Raw genomic sequence first — 17,348 nt, forward strand, 5'->3', positions numbered from 1 at the left:
GCGCCAAAGGTGCCGGGCCGAATCGGTTAAGCCATTCTTCGGTCTCAAGAGAGGGAGGGAAGCATATAAAAAACCCCCACATTCTGCTAAGCGGGAGTTCAAGAGATTGGAATTGCAGAGGCTGGCTGCTCCTACAAAATCCGTTGCCCCAGCAGGCTCGCCGCCATGCTCACCATCACCTCGGCGGTCTGGTTCCGCACGTCCAGCACGGGATTGACCTCTACGATATCCATGCTGGTCACGCGGCCCGAATCCGATAGGAGTTCCATCAGCAGGTGGCCTTCGCGGTAGGTCAGGCCGCCGGGAACAGGGGTGCCCACGCCAGGGGCCACGCTGGGATCGAGGGCGTCGGCGTCGAAGGAGACGTGGAGACGGGCCGTATCCGAGAGGCGCTCCTGCGTCTCTGCCACAATCCGCGTGATGCCCAATTGGTCTACATCTTTCATGGTGTAGGCCTTGATTCCGGCCTCGCGCAGCAAGTCACGTTCGAATCGGTCTACGCTGCGAATGCCGATCATCACGATGTCTTCGGGGCGCAGGTTCCAACCGCCGCCCAAGCCCACCAAGTTGGGATCGCCCTGCCCGGTCAGGTGCGCCACCGGCATCCCATGAATATTGCCGCTGGGACTGCTACTGGGCGTGTTGTAGTCGGTATGCGCGTCTACCCAGATCAGGCCCATGCGCGTGCCTGCCGCGTTTCCGCGCAGCGCATTGCCCGTGACTGTGCCCATGCTGACCGAATGATCACCGCCCAATGTCAGCGGAAACACGTCGTCTGGCAGGGCCGCCAAGCGCTCGGCAGTGGTGCGGCAAGCCTGCACAATCGGGTCTAGAAACACCAATCCGCTTTCGATGTGTTTGTCCATCGCTTCGGGAATGGCGACTGGCACGTCTCCGAGGTCGTGAACCGTGTGCCCCAACTCGCGCAGCGTGCGCGACAGGTGAGCATTACGCAGGGCTGAAGCGCCCATGTCCACACCCCGGCGACCCGCGCCCAAATCCATCGGAATACCCAAAATAGACACATTCATACAGACCAGCTTAGAGCCTGGCAGGGACTATGCCTTGCGTCTGCAACAATATTTTCGGCACCTGGGGCTGAATGAGGTGCAGGACGCAGGGACTGAATATTCAGGTGTATATTCATGAGCCTACGTGTGGAGTGGCCGGCGGCGCCAAGTCCATACCCACAGATCACCGTCTTCCGTGTCCCACGCTTGGGCGGTGCGCTCGAAGTTCAGTTTGGTCAGCACCCGTTGGCTGGCAAGATTGCTGGGTAGGGTCTGTGCGGTCACGGTGTTCACGTCTGGGCGGGCTTCTAGGGAGGCCAGCAGCGCTCCCACCGCCTCCGTTGCCAGCCCGCGCCCCTGCGCCTGCGGGGTCAGACCGTAGCCGATTTCTATGGCCCCGTGCTTGTCGGGCCAGCCTTTGGTGCTCAGTTGCCCCACAGCGGTCAGGCTGGCGCGTTCAACGGCCACATAAGCCCCGTCCACCACGTCAGCTCCGCCTGCCAGCAGAACCGCTAACATGGGCAAAAAGTCGCCGGGCCACTCACCGGGCAACTGCACGGTCACCTTCCCATCCGGGCCGTCTACAGCTGCCTCAAACCCAGCTTTGCCTTCCGCCGACATCCGCCGCCACATCAGGGCGCGGGTCAGAGGCGTAAGGAACAGGCGTGGAGTGTTCAGAACGTGCATCATCCGAGGGTACTGGCTGGGTTCGTCCCTCGTCTAGCCTTTATCCCGGCTAGATGCTTGGGCCTGCGAGGGGCTATTCGGCGCTAAACTCCAAAGAACAGCAATTCAGCCTCCGCTTCTGCGCGGCGTTCTTCTTTCTACGGTTGTTCCCCATACCGCCCCGTTTGACCCCATTTTTTCATGATTGATACGCCCACCCCCACCCCTTTCACTCCGCCCGGCGAGACGGCAAGCCCGCAAACGACGCCTCTGGTGTCTGCCGCGCCCACCAAGCGCCTGATGTTGCTGGCCGATTACGTGCATCCGTTCGTGTACCGGGAAGGCTTTCCGCAGGGTGCGCCGTCCGTAGATCTGGTGCTGGCCGCCGGAGATTTGCCGGGGTATTACCTCGAATTTCTGGCGAGTACCCTGACTGTGCCCATCGTGTACGTGCACGGCAACCACGAAAACGAGTACGTGAACGAGGGCGACGGGCGCATTCCACCGCGTGGGGTCATCAGCGCACATGGGCGCGTGGTGGAAGAAGCAGGCCTGAAAATTGCGGGTTGGGGCGGCGCTCCCCGCTACCGCAAAGACGGTGCGGGCCAGTACACCGCCACCGAAGGCCGGGTCGGACTGGGAATGCTGGCGTGGCGGGCCAGGCGCGGCGTGGACATTATGCTGACGCACGCGCCGCCGCAGGGGCCACACGCGGGGCTCGATTACGCGCACCGGGGCTGCGATTCTATTTCGCGCTTTATTCGCCAGCGTCATCCCCGCTTGGTGGTTCACGGCCACATCCACGAGTACGAGGGCAAGAAACAGGATTACACCGACGAGGAAAGTGGCTCGAAAGTGGTCAATGTCTACGGCTACAGATTGTTAGAGCTCTAAGTGACAGGCCCTACTTAAACCCTTGAACCTTAGATGCCGTTCGCGCCCTTAAGCTGATCTGGCACCCCCGCAGAACACCCCCACTGGTGGGCCAAATAGCTTAAGGCGTCTGTACATTCGGCACATGTAACACTGACAATTGACCCCTATACTTGTTCACGGCCCTGAGCGATGAGTTCCTTGTAGTGTTCGCTCTGCACAGAACAGTCTTGACAGACTAAGGGCCGGAGGGAGACGCCCACCTCTGTACCAACGGGCGCGCGAGCGGGCCGGAAGTAGGCCGCGTAGGTGGGTTCGAGTCCCGCTACCCGCCACAAACAGTACCTTTACAGGAGTCCTCAGCGGCTCCTGATTTTTATTGTGGCTCTCCATTGCTTCCGCAGTCGTTCCCAAGCCGCTGCTCTTCACTCTGCGGGGCAGCGGGCGGGTAGCATCGGCCCTATGTCCAGATCACCCTCGGATGCTGCCTCCTCGTCCAAAGTACCTGCGCCCGCCGTGCCTCTTTCCAACGCCGCCAAGTTGCGCGAATTTCACCGCGCTATCGGCTTGAACTTGCCCAGTGTGCCCACCGTGCCGTCCCCCGAGTTGCTGGCCCTGCGCCGCACCCTGATTGCCGAGGAATGGGCCGAAGTGCAGCAGGAATTTGAGTCGTTGAAGACCCGCCTAAACACTGCCGAAGCACTAGACCTCGCACCGCTGGCACATGAATTGGCCGACCTGCTGTACGTCACCTACGGCGCACTAGACGCGCTGGGGGTGGATGCCGACGCTATTTTTACCGAAGTTCACCGGGCCAACCTGACCAAAACCACTGGCCCCAAACGCGCCGATGGCAAGCAACTGAAGCCCGAAGGTTGGCAGCCTGCCGATGTGCGGGCAGTGCTCGTGGGGGCGGAGCAGAGGGAGGGCGTCTAAGAGTCGAGGGTCTAGGACGGACAAACAGCAAAAAGAGGGGTTGCCCCCTCTGCTGGTGTGTTGCTGTTTTTTACAGGTCAGGCTACGAACCTAAATCTGTTCGTCAAAACGGCGTTTCTTCCTCAACTACGGCGACTGCTGGTGCATTGGCTCTTGGCGCGGCAGCCGCAGTTGGCCGGGGACGCTGCGGCGCTGCCTGGGCGGGTGCTGCGGCTGTGCGGGGTGCGCCGCTGGTTGCGCCTCCGGGAACGGCGTAGCGGTCCTGGCGGCGGCCTCCCCGGAAAATCGCCAGTGTCACGTATTCAAATTCGCCGTCGGCTTTTTCGCGGACATGGTCTGGGTCGCTGTTTTTGGCTCCCCGGCTGTACTTCACGGCGGCGGGCAGTTTCATTTTGCGGCTGTCTACGGGTTCCAGTTCGCGGCGGCGGTAGCCATGCCCTTTGTGGTACACCATTTCCTCGCCTTCGGGCGTGGTGTATTTGCGTGCGCCCAACAGCGTCCAATCAAAGTCGGACTCATTGTCGAAGGGAAACTGGTAGCCGCCCGACGGCAACTCGCCGCTCGTCCAGCCCAGGCGTCCGTATTGGCGCTGAACATCCAGCAATTTGTCGGCGCTGTCCACGTCTACCGTGACCCGCGCACCCAGATCGGTAATGAATTCAATATGCAACATAAGACCTCCTGAGATAGCTAACTACGTAAATAACATAACATGGCTAGGGCGGAAATGCCAGAGGTGAAGCGAACATTCCGCTTGGGTGTTGGCCCCTCAAGAGCTGGACGGTTCGTCTGTACTGGTGTCCCGCGCCCGCCGCGATACCGTGCCCAGAAACAGGGCCAAAAGTTCGCCATCTGTGGGGTCGTCCCGCCGCAGTTCTACCCGGTACGTCGCCAAGGTGCGGCCTACCCGTTCTGGCGTGGCAATGGCGTGCAGCACGTCGCCTTCTCGCGCGGCACGGAAAAAACTCAGGTGGGTTTCTACGGCCACCGCCTGCGCCTCCAGGTTGCTGATCACGGCAAAAGCCTCATCCGCAAGGCTGAACAACAGGCCGCCGTGCGCCGTTCCGTGCATGTTCAGGCCCGCGCCCGATACCGTCAGCGCCAGGTGCGTGCGCTGCGGCTTAGCTTGCAATATGGTCATTCCCAGAGTGGCAGCGTAAGTCATTCATGCAGACTAAGCTTTCCGCACAGCTCATAGCTCGGCATTACGAGTCAGGGTGTGCCCCCTTCAATTAAAGGCAGACTTCATGCACCGCCTGAGTTATTTGACGTTATGCTGTTTTCTATGTCGGTGTTTGGTCAGTCATGTCTTTGAGCAATTTTGAGGATAAGTGCGCGGCTTGTTTGGTTTTACCTGGGCAGGCCCTTCAATTAAGTATGGCATTTCAGCCTATTGTTAATGTTCTCACACGTGAAGTGTTTGCCTACGAGGCACTTGTTCGCGGGCCACACGGGGAACCTGCGGCGTGGGTCTTCGATCAAGTCACGTCAGAAAATATGTATCACTTTGATCAGACTTGCCGCGTCACTGCTATTCGTGCGGCGGCCCGGTTAGGAATGCAAACGCGGCTTTCTATTAACTTTTTGCCAAACGCTGTCTATGAGCCTGCTACCTGTATTCGCGCCACCCTCCAAACGGCGCAGGAAGTGGGCTTTCCATTAGAGCGCCTGATTTTTGAGATTACCGAGCATGAATCTGTGTTGAACGAGGCCCGTGTGCGCCGCATTATCGACGCTTATCGGGGCTACGGTTTTGTCACGGCTCTGGACGATTACGGCGCGGGACACGCCACCGCTGGTCTGCTCTTGGCGCTGCGTCCCGACATCGTGAAGGTGGATATGGCCGTTATTCGTAGCCTGGATCAGGATCATTGGCGCTCTAGCTTGGTGGATCATTTGGCCCAATTTGCCGCCAAAGTGGGCCTGATGATCATTGCCGAGGGTGTGGAAACCGTGGAAGAAGCCCGCTGTCTACTGTCGCTGGGCATCACCTATATGCAGGGCTACTACTTTGCGCGGCCCGCCTTCGAAGCCCTGCCGCCCGTACCCGACCATGTGTTCTCGGCCTGCCTGAGTGCCGATTGGGTGGCGAGTGTGGCGGTGGACTGAGGGGCGGGGTGGGTTGTCTAAGGGTCAAGGGTCTAAGGTGGTGGGGCCGGTTCGCCGCTGAACTTGGGGAAAGGTCAAGCCCCGGCTGCTGTGGGTGTGGCGCACGCTAGATTGACTCCGTATGACTGGCCTCCCTGACCCCCTGCTGCGCGAAACGGAGGCGGGCTGGGTGCGCGGCAAATCAGTTGGTGAGGGCCAGAGTTGGGCGTGGCTGGGCATTCCCTACGCGGCTCAGGCGGCAGGTTCTCTACGCTTCCGGCCACCGCAGCCGCATACGGGGTGGGCTGGGGTGCGGGAAACCCATTCCTTTGGCCCCGATGTCCTGCAACCGCTTGACCCCTCGGTCACGCTGACACCATCGGTAGAGGGCAGTCTGCTGCTGAATATCTGGACGCCTGCCCGCTCCGCACCCGCCGGGGGATGGCCGGTGCTGTTCTGGCTGCACGGCGGCGCATTCCGGGCAGGCAGTGGCCGTCTGTACGATGGCCGCGAGTTGTCTGCACGCGGAGAAATTGTCGTCGTGACTGTCAATTACCGCCTGGGGCCCCTGGGCTACGCGAACTTTGGCAGCCTGTTTGCCGATGACCGATTTGCGCCCAATGCCGGGTTTCAGGATCAGGTGGCGGCGTTGCGCTGGGTGCATGCCAATATCTCGGCCTTTGGCGGCGATCCGGCCAGAATTACAGCGGCGGGGCAATCGGCGGGGGCGGCGGGTGTGTCGCTGTTGCTGGGGCACGCGCCCACTGCGCCGTTGCTGGCTGGTGCCATTTTGCAAAGCGGCGGGTTGAATCAGGTCAGCGATCTGGAGAACAGTCTGGACATTGCCCGCGCCTATGCCAACGCTCTGGGTGTACGCCGCGACAATCTGAATTCACTCTGGACACTGCCGCCCCGTGCGTTCGTGGCCGCGCTGCACACTCTGGAAGGCGTGCGGAAACGCAGCCTGAATTCCCGCCCCTTCCTTGACGGCGTGCTGCTGCCTGCCACCCGCGCCGAACTGCTGGCCCGTCCACTGGCCCCCATACCGCTGCTGATCGGAGCCAACCGCGAGGAATATTCGCTGTTCGTGCGCCTGCCAGACCGCATTTTTCAGAAGATAGACCGCACCTATCTGGCCCACAAGCTGGAACAGGAAGCCTCGCCGGAGTGGGTGCTGAGGCTGCTGTCGGCCTATCCCGACACTCTGGAAGGCCTGACGGCATTGGGAACCGATCTGTTCTTTCATACTCCAAACGACGTGCTGGCCGACGCGCATCCGGCCCCACACTGGCGCTACCGCCTGGACTGGGGAACCAAAGTCGCGGGCCTCGGCGCAACGCACGGCATGGAACTGCTGTTCCTGTGGCCGCGCCCCATGGGATTGTCGTCGACCCTGATGCGCGGTGGGCAAGTTCGCCAACGTGCGGCGCTGTCTGAGCGGATGCATACCGCATGGCTGAATTTTGTGCGGGAAGGCAACCCCGGCCCCGATTGGCAGCCCGGCAGCGCCGAAGATCCCAACGTGAATGTGTTGTCGCTCGCTGGCCTGAGTGTGGAATCTGAAGCTGAGCGGAAGCGCCGCACCTTGTGGGGAGACCAAGTGGTGCCGATGCCGTAGCTGACACATGTTAGATTCACCCAGATGCGAGCCAAACGTGATCTGGGCGCGGCACTGACCGGAGCGGCGCTGCTTTGGGCCGGTTCCCAACTGGCGTGGCGCTGGGCTGGACTGGGGTTTGCCCGCCGGGGCCGCAGCGCCACACCCACTGCCGCCCTGATGCTGGTGGGCGGCCCGGATTCCACGGTCACGCCGCCCGTGCTGGACGCCCTGCACGCTGCCGGAGTGAGGGCCACCTTCTTCCTGAATGCCGATGCTGTGGCCCAATTCCCCGATCTGACGCGCCGAATCGTGGAGGCCGGACACGCGCTGGGGGCAGATCTAGGCGGCTCGGCGGTGTCGTTGCCTTGGGCGTTGGCTGCCAAGCTCAAGCAGACGCAGCAAATCATTCGAACCGTTGCAGGCGAAGAAATCCAATTCTTCATGGCTGGCCCGCACGTACCACCGCTCAGTGTCTTGCAGGCCGCCCGCGCTTCCGGTCTGACGCCTGTACAGGGGGAGCCGGTCAGCACCGGATTGCCCGCCCACCTGCCGCAAGGCCGTCTGCTTTCGTTGTCTGGCACAGATTCCAGCACGCTTGCTGCCCTGCCGCCACTCCTGGCTGAACTGAAAGCACGCGGCTACGTTCCCCACCCCCTGCCTTCCCTCCCCGGCCTGCGCCCCGAACATTCCGGCGACCTGATTCCCGACCTGATGGGCGTGGTAGACGTGCTCTATGACCGCACTGGCCGAATCCGGCGCATCGGGGGGCACGCGCACAGCCTGTTCCGGCTGGGGACTGCACCCTATCCACTGCCTACCATCACACTGACCGACCCCACGCAGCCGCAAGGTCTGGAGGTTGCGGCGGGCCAGCGCATAGCCGAATTTCACTTGGACAGCGCCCGTTTGGTGCAACTCGCAGAGCGGCCTGTGGCGGGGCGGCATGTGGTCAAGCACTCCATCCACGATCTCGCTGCCGCCCTGCGTGACGATCCCACCTGGAACACGCTGCCCGCCGTGTTCAGCATCAGCATTTTCTCTGACGTGCTGCGGCTGTACGGCTTTACAGTGGTGGACCTGCCCGCGCCCATGCTGCGCCGCCTGAACTGGTGGTCGCGCACCCTGCGCCGCGCTTACGGTGTGTCCGACCTGAGCCGCCCGCATACGCCCAAGCTGGCCGTTATTTCGCGCACCGAGCTGATTCGGCGCTTTGGGGAACGCAAATAGACGTGGGGGCCGCGCCCACTGGCCTGTAGGCTGGGGCCATGCGTTCCTGTCTGCTGGCCTGCCTGATGGTGTCTTCCTTTGCTGTTGCGGGCGGTTCGGGCGGTGTGCGGGTGCTGCCGCCCACGCCCACGCGCCTGCCTGCTTCGGCCCCGGTGCAACCCGGTCAGGCGTGGGTTCTGACCGGAACCACCGCAGACGGCGAGCAATTCCAGACCGTGCTGAAGCTGAGTGCAGATGCCCCCGAGTTGGACGGTGCATGGACATTTCGCGCAGATCGGGGCGTGCTGCTATACGATTCCGCTGCCCAATCTGTGGTGGCGCTGGATTTGAAAGAAGTGGCGAGCGGTGGGCTGGCGTTGGCGTGTGTGCGGGTGGGAAGGCTGTCTGCTGGGGCAGGGGAGGGCGTGCTGGTTAGCGGTACCGCCCCGCAAGTGGCAGCCCGGCTGGAAGAAGCCTTTGCTGTTGCTAGCGCCACTCCCAATCCGGCAGACCTCGCGGCGGCGATTACAGAACTGCGACTGGGACGCTGCACCCTCACGCCCCAGAAGTAGCGGCCTGCTGGCTTGGCATCCCCTTCATCTTGCCCCGTTTGTAAACATCGCTTGAGCTTGGGCTTGTCTGACCCGTGTGTGCGCCTGCCACACTTGTCCCATGCCAGACAAAGACGACAAGAACAAGGGCCATACCAGCCTTCCCGACCAGTACGACCGCAGCAAAACGGAAGTGCACGAGATCGAGCATGACCGCAAGCCCTCGTTCAAGGGCGTCAATGACCGCGAGGCCAACGCTCCTCGAAACAACGAGCATGAGGGCCACAAGGAAAAGCAGGACGTAGAGGAAGCCCGTTCGGTTCCGGCCAGCAAGCAGGGCTAAATCTCAATCAAGAAGGCGGCGGCTAGAGGATTTGCTCTAGCCGCCTCTTCTTGTGTTGGTATTTAGTTTGACCCCTAGCGAATATCCAGTGGCTCGTACACCCGTTTGCTGGTGCCATCATCAAAAACCAGCGTCCCGATGGCCCCCACCCGCACATAGCGGCGGTCTGCGCGGGCACGCACATTCAGGGGCAGAGTAAAGCTGAGGCTACCGCCCTGCTGGGTCAGTTTGATGTTGCCGCCCCCGCCCGCCGCGTAGGTGTCGCGCCCCGGAATGCGAATCTTGGCGGTGACGCTGCCCACGTAATATTCCAGTTCATATTCAAAGCTGGCGCTGATCAGTCGCCGTCCGTTGGGAACGGTATTGACCCGCAGCGTGCAGGCTGCGCCCTCTCCCAGCGGCAAATAGGCTGTGACGCCCCGGTTGCTGCGGCAAGAAGTAAACGCCCAATCCAGCAGCTTGGGCGCGGCATTGTTGGTACTCGTGGCGGCAGGCCGGGCCGGAGCTGGAGCGCTGTAGTTCGTATAGGTCAGGTCGGCCAGCAGCGCTACCGCCGTCAGTCCGCCGTCGCGCACACACAGGATGGAGCGGGCATTGGGAGCCGGATAGCTGCTGAGGATGCGCTCGGAAGTGGCCCCGTAGCAGGGTTCGATCCGGCCCGTGAAGGCGCTGTAGCCGATAGCCGTGCGTTGCAGGTCGGCAAAGGTGGCGCGGTCTGTGTCGGCGTGAAAAGCGTCCTCGTCGATAAAAATCGCCATCAACTCGATTCGGCCCTGCGCGTCGTCATTCTCGCGGCGAATAAAGGCGCGGTCTCCGGTATCCAGGTTGTAGATCCAGTTCTGGCCGTTGCGGTAAGGCTCGCTGCAACTGTACTGGCGGCAAAACGCGCTGTTGTAAAAGCTGTCGCGGGTGCCCAAAATTCCGGCGGCAGACGTGGTAGACAGCGCCGCGCTAGAGAGGGCCGCCAAGAGCAAGCCCACAAACGGACGTGAGGAATTCAACATGGTTTTACGGTAGCGGGTCAGATAACTGTAGGAGGCCGCATATCCAGCAGATGCGGCCCCCTGTGGTCTGGTTGTCAGCTCAAGCTATAACCCGCTACGAACGGCGCCCGCGCTGGCGCACCTTTTGCCCCGGCACCGTCGCCTGCTTAAATTCCTTGCCCTGCAACTTGGCTTCAATGGCCCGAATCTGGTCGCGCAGACTGGCCGCACGTTCAAAGTCCAGGTCTTCCGAGGCCTGCCACATATCCAGCTCCAGGTCAGTCAGTTGGCCATTCAGGGTGTCGCGGTCATCGCCCAGCGTCACGTTGTCCGGGTCGTCCAGGTTGGCTTCCTCGCCGCGAATCACGTTGCGAATACCCTTCACGATGGTGGTTGGCGTGATGCCGTGTTCCTCGTTGAAGGCGGTCTGTTTCTCGCGGCGGCGGCGGGTTTCTTCCATCGCGCTGTGCATGGCGGGCGTAATACTGTCGCCGTACAGGATCACCTCGCCGTTCACGTTGCGGGCGGCGCGGCCAATGGTCTGAATCAGGGCGCGTTCGGAACGCAGGAAACCGGGTTTGTCGGCGTCCAAGATCGCCACCAGCGAGACTTCGGGCAAGTCCAGCCCCTCGCGCAGCAGGTTAATCCCGATCAGCACGTCGTAATGGCCCAGCCGCAGGTCGCGGATAATCACCTGCCGCTCCACACTGTCGATGTCGGAGTGCATATAGCGGGCGCGAATGCCCTTCTCCAGCAGGTATTCGGTGAGGTCTTCGCTCATGCGCTTGGTCAGGGTGGTCACCAGCACGCGCTCGCCCTTGCTGGCCCGCTCACGGATTCGGCCCAAGAGGTCGTCGATCTGGCCCTGAATCGGCTTCACGCTCACGGGCGGGTCAACCAACCCTGTAGGCCGGATGATCTGGTCAGCCTGATTGTCGCTGTTCTCGCGCTCGAAGGGGCCGGGCGTGGCCGACACGTACACGGTTTGCCCGGTCTTGCTCATAAATTCCTGAAAGTTCAGCGGGCGGTTGTCCATTGCGCTCGGCAGCCGGAAGCCGTAATCCACCAGGGTTTGCTTGCGGGCACGGTCACCGTTGGCCATGCCGCCAATCTGCGGCACTGTTACATGCGATTCGTCAATAAAGGTAATAAAGTCGTCGGGGAAGTAATCCATCATGGTGTACGGGGTATGGCCCACCGCCCGCCCGTCTATGTGCCGCGAGTAGTTTTCGATGCCGGAGCAGTAGCCCAGCACTTTCAGCATCTCCAAATCATAGAGGGTGCGTTCTTTAATCCGCTGCGCTTCCAGCAACTTGCCCACCGATTTGAAGTATTCCAGCCGTTCATCCAATTCCTGCTGAATGGTCACGATGGCCCGCTCTATGTTTCCGGCGCTGCTCACGTAATGCTTGGCCGGATAAACCACAGTGGCGTCAAGATCGGCCAAACGGTCACCCGTGACTGGATGCACCACCGTAATTCGCTCTATATCCTCGCCCCACAATTCCACCCGCAGGGGTTGCTCATCATAACTCGGCCAGATTTCCACCATGTCGCCCTTGACCCGGAAGCGGCCCGGCGACATTTCCAGATCGTTGCGCTCGTACTGCATATTGACCAGGCGGCCCAAGATTTCGTCGCGGCTGATCTGCCCGCCCACCTTCATGATCAGGTTCAGGGCGGTGTATTCGGCAGGATCACCGAGGCCGTAAATACAGGACACCGACGCCACCACAATCGTATCCCGCCGTGTCAGCAAACTGCGGGTCGTGGAATGCCGCAATCGCTCGATTTCCTGGTTGATGGCTGCGTCTTTTTCAATAAACAGGTCTTTTCCGGGCACATACGCTTCGGGCTGGTAATAATCGTAGTAGGAAATAAAGAACTCGACGGCGGCATCCGGAAAGAACTCCTTGAACTCGGACGCCAGTTGCGCGGTCAGAATCTTGTTGGGTGCCATGATCAGGGCAGGGCGCCCGGTTTCCTCGATCACCTTGGCAACGGTGTAAGTTTTCCCCGTGCCAGTGGCCCCCAACAGCGTCTGGGAGCGCAGGCCGGAGTTCAGGCCGTCTACGAGACTGCGAATGGCGGTCGGTTGGTCGCCGGACGGAGTGAATTCAGACTGTACCCGTAGCATCCCCCCAGTTTACGCTTTGGGCGTACTTGGATGGAAGGGGGAACGGCCGCAAAAGCCCTCAGCAAAGGCTAAGTATTGTGGTCTGTAGCTATTGACTGCTGTGCCAGCCAGGCTCCAATCTCGGCGTCTGAGCGCAGTACCACGACTTTAAGGTTCGGCAATTGCGTCAACTCTTGCCGCTGTTGTTGCGCCTGCGGTGGAAACTGCCAGATGTCCAGCAGCAGGGCGCGGGAAGGCCATTTGGCTCCGTCTTGCCGGGCGTGGGGGCGCAGATTCAGGCGTTCTCGCCAGAAGGCCCGCCATAGGCACAGCAGGCGCGGCGGCATCAGAAAGACCACCAGATCGGCGCGTAAGGCCCGCTCCCGCAGGGTGGTACTGAAATTGCCGTCCAGAATCCAGCGTTCGGCGGCTAACGCCTCGGCCAGGCGCTGTTGCCATACGGCAGGTTCGACCTTGATCCAGCCGGGATTCCAGTACAACTCATCCAAATGAATCAATGGCAGGCCAGTTCGGGTGGCTAGTTTTTTGGCAAGTGTGCTTTTGCCTGCGCCAGGGCTGCCCACGATCAGTACGCGCTGGATAGGTAGTTGCTTAGCGGTCATGCGCGGCGACTTGCTCGCCCAATTCTGCCTGAGCCACACCCAAAAACGCCTGTACGATGGGGTCTAGTAGGCTACGAGTGGAATTGCTGCGCTGCCACACTGCCACGATCTCTACCACTGGTGCGCCGTCTACCGGGCGGTATACCACCCCCGGCAACGCCAACCGCTCGAAGAAGGCAATCGGCAGGAACACGCCCACGCCAGCGGCCACCAACGACAACAGCGTCGGGATTTCTATGGCCTCCTGCGTCACGTTGGGCGTAAAGCCTGCGCCCGCGCACCAGCGCATCACCTGATCGAAGTAGGTGGCCCGCAACTGGCGCGGGAAAAACACGAACGGTTCGTTGGCAAGGTCGGAAATCTTGAGCTTGCGCTTGCGTGCGAGCGCGTGACCAACAGGCAGCGCCGCCACCAGCGGTTGCCGCCACAGGGCGCGGGAATCTAGATTGGGGTCGCGCACCGGCAGCAGCATCAGCCCCACATCCACCTGCCCGCCGCGCAGGGCCGCTTCCTGTTCCTGCGCCGTCAATTCGCGCAAATCGACTGACACGTTGGGATACAACTCGCGGAACTTCCGCACGATTTCGGGCAGCCCGCCAAAAGCCAGCCCACTCACAAAGCCCACCGTCAGGCGGCCCACTTCGCCCCGTGCGGCGCGGCGGGTGCGCTCTACCGTTTGGGTGGCCTGCGCCAGCGTCAGCCGTGCACCCTCCAGAAACTCGCGCCCAGCCGGGGTCAGTTGCACGCGGCGGGTGGTTCTCAGCACCAGCGGCACGCCCACCTCGTCTTCCAGATTCTTGATGGAATTGCTCAGGGCTTGCTGCACCACAAACACGCGCTCGGCGGCCCGCCCGAAGTTTTCTTCCTCGGCCAGCGCCACAAAATGCCGCAGATGACGGAGTTCCATGTTAGTTGGGTTCTGTCCCATACCGCAACATGACCGCGCCCGCCGCAAAAGGCTTGGCCTCTATCAGCCGCAGCGCCAAATCGGATTCCAGTCCTTCAAACAGGCGCGGCCCGCCCCCCAACACCGCCGGATGAATCACCAGTAGATATTCGTCGATCAAGCCCGGCACGCCCGCCAATTCAGCCAAGAGAGCAGGCCCACACGACAAAAAGATGCTGCCGCCCGCCAGAGTTTTCAGCGCCGCCAACGCCTGTGCCGGAGCGTCCCGAACCACCGTGCGGTCTGGGCCGTCTTCCAGCGTGTGCGAAAAAACTAGCTTATGCATCTTGTGTTGCAGGGCGGCAAACTCCAGATCGGGCGGCGAAAGTTGCCCTGCATCTTCGGGGTTTTCGCCGCGTGCCACCGCGTCCCACCAGGGCACGATGGCCTCGTACATGACCCGCCCTAGCGCCCAGGTGTCGGCAGTGCGGAACAGGTCATTAAAGGCCGCCGATTCGGGTTCGCCCCAGGCAAATGGCGTCCAAAATCCGCCTTCCACGTTGGCAATCCGGCCATTGAGGGTGCTCTGGGCGTGAAAAATGATTTTTCGCATCTATTCCCCCGGCCTGCTCTATCTCGCCCCCATTCGCCTGCCCAACTCCCTTCACCTACCATTCTAACTGGTGGGTAAGCTGACAATAGCCTGTTGGAAGCGGTGAATGCGGGGGCTTAGACTGCACGTATGACAAACGTACCGCCGAAAGGGCCGCCGCGTGCGGGCCTCCCGCCGCAGGAGCGCGAGCAACTGAACACGGTGGAAACGCAGGAGTGGCTGGACTCTCTGGCCTACGTGCTGGCCGACGGGGGAGATGACCGCGCCGCCCAACTGCTCGAAGACCTCGACCACTACGCCTATTTTCATGGTGCGCCGATTCTGTTCAAGCAGAACACGCCCTACCTGAACACCATCGACGTAGACAAGCAGCCCGACTATCCTGGCGACATCGATATGGAGCGGAAAATCCGCAACATTATTCGCTGGAATGCCGTGGCGATGGTGGTCAAGGCCAACAAAAAGAGCGACGGCATTGGCGGCCACCTGTCTACCTACGCTAGCAGCGCCGAACTGCTGGAAGTCGGCTTCAACCACTTCTTTAGGGGCCACGGTGCAGGCCAAGACCGCGATCTGGTGTTTTTTCAGGGCCACGCCAGCCCTGGCGTCTATTCCCGTTCGTTCCTGGAAGGCCGACTGGACGGTGGACGTCTGGGCCGTTTCCGGCGCGAACTGCAAGCCGAACCCGGCCTGAGCTCCTACCCGCACCCCTGGCTGATGCCCGACTACTGGGAGTTTCCCACCGTCAGCATGGGCTTGGGGCCAATGCAGGCCATCTATCAGGCCCGATACATCAAATATCTGGAAAACCGGGGCCTGAAACCTGCCGGAGACGCCAAAGTCTGGGCCTTTCTGGGCGACGGTGAAATGGACGAGCCGCAGAGCATCGGGGCACTCCGCTTTGCCTCCTACGAAAACCTCGACAACATCGTGTTCGTGCTGAACGCCAACCTGCAACGCCTCGACGGGCCAGTAAGGGCCAACTCCAAAGTCATTCAGGAATTTGAAGCGCTGTTCCGTGGTGCGGGCTGGAACGTCATTAAGGTGGTGTGGGACAGCAAGTGGGACGAACTGCTGAGCAAGGATTACAACGGCGAAATCGTCAAACGCTTCGAACTTTTGGTCGACGGTGAATCTCAGCGGTATGCGGCGTTTGGCGGCAAGGAACTGCGCGAGAAGTTCTTCAATACCCCCGAACTGAAAGTGCTGATCGAGGGCTGGAGCGACGCCGATCTGGAGCTGCTGAATCGGGGCGGCCACGACGTTCGCAAGATTTACGCGGCCTACGCTTCGGCCACCGCGCACAAGGGCAGCCCCACCGTCATCATCGCCCGCACCATCAAGGGCTACGGCCTCGGTGATACGGCGCAGGCCCGCAATGCCTCGCATCAGGTCAAAAAGCTGGAATTTGACGCCCTGAAGAACCTGCGCGACCTGCTGGAATTGCCCATGACCGACGAACAGGTAGAGCATCTGGAGCTGTACCACCCCGGCCCAGACAGCCCCGAAGTGAAGTACACCATGGAGCGCCGCGCCGCGCTGGGCGGCCCCGTGCCAGAGCGCAAGGTGGAGTACCCGCATCCCACCGTGCCCACCGGCGAGTTTTACGAGGAATTTGCAGGCGGGAGCAAAGGCCGCGCCGTCAGCACCACGATGGCCGCCGTGCAGGTCATTTCCAAGTTGCTGCGCGACAAGGAGATCGGCAAATATATCGTGCCCATCGTGCCTGACGAGGCCCGTACCTTCGGTATGGACGCGCTGGTTCCGCGCATCGGTATTTACAGCCCGCGTGGACAGACCTACACGCCTGTCGACAGCGGCTCTCTGATGGCCTACAAGGAATCCAAAGACGGCCAGATGCTGGAAGAAGGCATCACCGAAGACGGCGCGATGGCCTCGTGGATCGCGGCGGGCACGGCTTACGCGCATCACGGCGTGCCGACCATTCCCTTCTTCGTGTTCTATTCCATGTTCGGTATGCAGCGCGTGGGCGACCTCGTGTGGGCCGCCGCCGACCAACGCGCACGCGGCTTCCTGCTGGGCGCCACCGCAGGCCGCACCACGCTGGCGGGCGAGGGATTGCAGCATCAGGACGGCAACAGCCAGCTTCAGGCCTACGTCGTGCCCAACCTCAAAGTGTACGATCCGGCCTTCGCCTACGAACTCGCCGTGATTATCGAAGACGGTATTCAGCGCATGTTCGTCAACGATGAAGACATTTTTTATTACGTCACCATCGACAATGAGAACGAAGTGCAGCCTGCCATGCCCGACGATGGCCGCAGCCACGACGAGATTCGGCAGGGCATCGTGAAGGGCCTGTACCGGTTTCAGCGCAGCCAGAGCAAGGGCAAGCTGAAGGCGCAGATTTTGGCGGGTGGACCGGCCATGGGAGCGGCACTGGAAGCCGCCCAGAAGCTGGAAGCCTACGGTGTGGCCGCCGATATCTGGTCAGTCACGAGCTACAAGGAACTGCATCAGGACGCCCTCGCCGTGCAGCGCCACAACATGCTGCACCCCACCAATGCCCCGCGCACCTCCTATGTGGCTCAGCAACTTAGCAAAGACAACGCGCCCGGCGTCCTGATCAGCGTCAGCGATTACGTGAAGCTCAGCGCCGACGGTCTGAACGGCCACATCGACCGCAAAATCTGGACACTCGGCACCGACGGCTTTGGCCGCAGCGAGGCCCGCGAAGAACTGCGCGACTTCTTTGAAGTGGACACCAAACACGTGATCCTGGCGACCCTATACGCCCTGCTCCGCGACGGCAAGATCAAGGGCGACGTGGTGCAGCAGGCCATCACCGATCTTGGTATCGATCCAGAGCGTGAAAATCCGTTCCTGCGCTAAA

17 protein-coding genes are annotated in these 17,348 nt (G+C 61.4%); 8 read left to right on the forward strand and 9 right to left on the reverse strand.

Going from position 1 to position 17,348, the window contains the following annotated elements; genetic code table 11:
* Window positions 1–131: 131 nt before the first annotated feature.
* Together rocF and M1R55_RS10480 are read right to left on the reverse strand one after the other, a co-directional pair.
* Window positions 132–1,031 carry an arginase gene (gene rocF / locus M1R55_RS10475; protein ID WP_249391713.1) on the reverse strand — a complete coding sequence of 300 codons (900 nt, stop codon included), beginning with the start codon at window positions 1,029–1,031 and terminating at the stop codon, window positions 132–134.
* Between the two features lie 120 nt (window positions 1,032–1,151).
* Window positions 1,152–1,697, reverse strand: a complete 546-nt coding sequence (locus M1R55_RS10480; RefSeq protein WP_249391714.1) for a GNAT family N-acetyltransferase — start codon at window positions 1,695–1,697, stop codon at window positions 1,152–1,154.
* A gap of 279 nt (window positions 1,698–1,976) precedes the next feature.
* On the opposite strand from M1R55_RS10480, the gene M1R55_RS10485 reads away from it, so the two are divergent.
* Together M1R55_RS10485 and M1R55_RS10490 are read left to right on the forward strand one after the other, a co-directional pair.
* On the forward strand, window positions 1,977–2,570 hold the full coding sequence (locus tag M1R55_RS10485) for a metallophosphoesterase (RefSeq protein WP_249394192.1): 594 nt from the start codon (window positions 1,977–1,979) through the stop codon (window positions 2,568–2,570).
* A 441-nt stretch (window positions 2,571–3,011) separates the two neighbouring features.
* Window positions 3,012–3,485, forward strand: coding sequence for a hypothetical protein (locus M1R55_RS10490; protein ID WP_249391715.1), 474 nt, complete (start codon window positions 3,012–3,014; stop codon window positions 3,483–3,485).
* Between the two features lie 103 nt (window positions 3,486–3,588).
* Here M1R55_RS10490 and M1R55_RS10495 read toward each other — a convergent pair whose 3' ends face one another.
* On the reverse strand, window positions 3,589–4,158 hold the full coding sequence (locus tag M1R55_RS10495; RefSeq protein ID WP_249391716.1) for a single-stranded DNA-binding protein: 570 nt from the start codon (window positions 4,156–4,158) through the stop codon (window positions 3,589–3,591).
* Window positions 4,159–4,254: 96 nt separating this feature from the next.
* Window positions 4,255–4,650, reverse strand: coding sequence for a hydroxyphenylacetyl-CoA thioesterase PaaI (gene paaI / locus M1R55_RS10500; protein ID WP_249391717.1), 396 nt, complete (start codon window positions 4,648–4,650; stop codon window positions 4,255–4,257).
* A gap of 212 nt (window positions 4,651–4,862) precedes the next feature.
* Here paaI and M1R55_RS10505 point away from each other — a divergent pair, with 212 nt between their 5' ends.
* From M1R55_RS10505 to M1R55_RS10525, 5 genes are all read left to right on the forward strand, one after another.
* Complete coding sequence (locus tag M1R55_RS10505) at window positions 4,863–5,594, forward strand: EAL domain-containing protein (protein ID WP_249391718.1); 732 nt, start codon at window positions 4,863–4,865, stop codon at window positions 5,592–5,594.
* Between the two features lie 121 nt (window positions 5,595–5,715).
* Window positions 5,716–7,191: a carboxylesterase/lipase family protein gene (locus M1R55_RS10510; protein WP_249391719.1), complete on the forward strand. Its 1,476-nt coding sequence runs from the start codon at window positions 5,716–5,718 to the stop codon at window positions 7,189–7,191.
* A gap of 24 nt (window positions 7,192–7,215) precedes the next feature.
* Window positions 7,216–8,400 carry a polysaccharide deacetylase family protein gene (locus M1R55_RS10515; protein ID WP_249391720.1) on the forward strand — a complete coding sequence of 395 codons (1,185 nt, stop codon included), beginning with the start codon at window positions 7,216–7,218 and terminating at the stop codon, window positions 8,398–8,400.
* Window positions 8,401–8,438: 38 nt separating this feature from the next.
* A complete protein-coding gene (locus tag M1R55_RS10520; protein ID WP_249391721.1) occupies window positions 8,439–8,951 on the forward strand; it encodes a hypothetical protein in 513 nt (170 codons plus the stop codon).
* A 100-nt stretch (window positions 8,952–9,051) separates the two neighbouring features.
* The gene (locus tag M1R55_RS10525) at window positions 9,052–9,273 is read left to right on the forward strand and encodes a hypothetical protein (protein ID WP_249391722.1); all 222 of its coding nucleotides are present in this window, start codon (window positions 9,052–9,054) and stop codon (window positions 9,271–9,273) included.
* Between the two features lie 74 nt (window positions 9,274–9,347).
* Here M1R55_RS10525 and M1R55_RS10530 read toward each other — a convergent pair whose 3' ends face one another.
* From M1R55_RS10530 to M1R55_RS10550, 5 genes are all read right to left on the reverse strand, one after another.
* Window positions 9,348–10,277 (reverse strand): hypothetical protein, encoded by a 930-nt coding sequence (locus tag M1R55_RS10530; RefSeq protein ID WP_249391723.1) that lies wholly within the window; start codon window positions 10,275–10,277, stop codon window positions 9,348–9,350.
* Between the two features lie 94 nt (window positions 10,278–10,371).
* The gene (gene uvrB / locus M1R55_RS10535; RefSeq protein WP_249391724.1) at window positions 10,372–12,393 is read right to left on the reverse strand and encodes an excinuclease ABC subunit UvrB; all 2,022 of its coding nucleotides are present in this window, start codon (window positions 12,391–12,393) and stop codon (window positions 10,372–10,374) included.
* Between the two features lie 68 nt (window positions 12,394–12,461).
* On the reverse strand, window positions 12,462–12,995 hold the full coding sequence (locus tag M1R55_RS10540) for an AAA family ATPase (RefSeq protein ID WP_249391725.1): 534 nt from the start codon (window positions 12,993–12,995) through the stop codon (window positions 12,462–12,464).
* On the reverse strand, window positions 12,985–13,902 hold the full coding sequence (locus tag M1R55_RS10545) for a LysR family transcriptional regulator (protein ID WP_249391726.1): 918 nt from the start codon (window positions 13,900–13,902) through the stop codon (window positions 12,985–12,987). Before M1R55_RS10545 ends, M1R55_RS10540 begins: the two co-directional genes overlap by 11 nt.
* Window position 13,903: 1 nt before the next feature.
* The gene (locus M1R55_RS10550; protein WP_249391727.1) at window positions 13,904–14,494 is read right to left on the reverse strand and encodes a dihydrofolate reductase family protein; all 591 of its coding nucleotides are present in this window, start codon (window positions 14,492–14,494) and stop codon (window positions 13,904–13,906) included.
* A gap of 129 nt (window positions 14,495–14,623) precedes the next feature.
* On the opposite strand from M1R55_RS10550, the gene aceE reads away from it, so the two are divergent.
* Window positions 14,624–17,347, forward strand: a complete 2,724-nt coding sequence (aceE, locus tag M1R55_RS10555) for a pyruvate dehydrogenase (acetyl-transferring), homodimeric type (RefSeq protein WP_249391728.1) — start codon at window positions 14,624–14,626, stop codon at window positions 17,345–17,347.
* Window position 17,348: the final 1 nt, after the last annotated feature.

Origin of the sequence: Deinococcus sp. QL22 (assembly GCF_023370075.1) — a bacterium.
Taxonomy (GTDB): Bacteria; Deinococcota; Deinococci; order Deinococcales; family Deinococcaceae; genus Deinococcus.

Coding starts and splice junctions, on each gene's coding strand:
- rocF (WP_249391713.1), bottom strand. CDS start 1,031: ATGAATGTGTCTATTTTGGGTATTCCGATGGATTTGGGCGCGGGTCGC.
- M1R55_RS10480 (WP_249391714.1), bottom strand. CDS start 1,697: ATGCACGTTCTGAACACTCCACGCCTGTTCCTTACGCCTCTGACCCGC.
- M1R55_RS10485 (WP_249394192.1), top strand. CDS start 1,977: ATGTTGCTGGCCGATTACGTGCATCCGTTCGTGTACCGGGAAGGCTTT.
- M1R55_RS10490 (WP_249391715.1), top strand. CDS start 3,012: ATGTCCAGATCACCCTCGGATGCTGCCTCCTCGTCCAAAGTACCTGCG.
- M1R55_RS10495 (WP_249391716.1), bottom strand. CDS start 4,158: ATGTTGCATATTGAATTCATTACCGATCTGGGTGCGCGGGTCACGGTA.
- paaI (WP_249391717.1), bottom strand. CDS start 4,650: ATGACTTACGCTGCCACTCTGGGAATGACCATATTGCAAGCTAAGCCG.
- M1R55_RS10505 (WP_249391718.1), top strand. CDS start 4,863: ATGGCATTTCAGCCTATTGTTAATGTTCTCACACGTGAAGTGTTTGCC.
- M1R55_RS10510 (WP_249391719.1), top strand. CDS start 5,716: ATGACTGGCCTCCCTGACCCCCTGCTGCGCGAAACGGAGGCGGGCTGG.
- M1R55_RS10515 (WP_249391720.1), top strand. CDS start 7,216: ATGCGAGCCAAACGTGATCTGGGCGCGGCACTGACCGGAGCGGCGCTG.
- M1R55_RS10520 (WP_249391721.1), top strand. CDS start 8,439: ATGCGTTCCTGTCTGCTGGCCTGCCTGATGGTGTCTTCCTTTGCTGTT.
- M1R55_RS10525 (WP_249391722.1), top strand. CDS start 9,052: ATGCCAGACAAAGACGACAAGAACAAGGGCCATACCAGCCTTCCCGAC.
- M1R55_RS10530 (WP_249391723.1), bottom strand. CDS start 10,277: ATGTTGAATTCCTCACGTCCGTTTGTGGGCTTGCTCTTGGCGGCCCTC.
- uvrB (WP_249391724.1), bottom strand. CDS start 12,393: ATGCTACGGGTACAGTCTGAATTCACTCCGTCCGGCGACCAACCGACC.
- M1R55_RS10540 (WP_249391725.1), bottom strand. CDS start 12,995: ATGACCGCTAAGCAACTACCTATCCAGCGCGTACTGATCGTGGGCAGC.
- M1R55_RS10545 (WP_249391726.1), bottom strand. CDS start 13,902: ATGGAACTCCGTCATCTGCGGCATTTTGTGGCGCTGGCCGAGGAAGAA.
- M1R55_RS10550 (WP_249391727.1), bottom strand. CDS start 14,494: ATGCGAAAAATCATTTTTCACGCCCAGAGCACCCTCAATGGCCGGATT.
- aceE (WP_249391728.1), top strand. CDS start 14,624: ATGACAAACGTACCGCCGAAAGGGCCGCCGCGTGCGGGCCTCCCGCCG.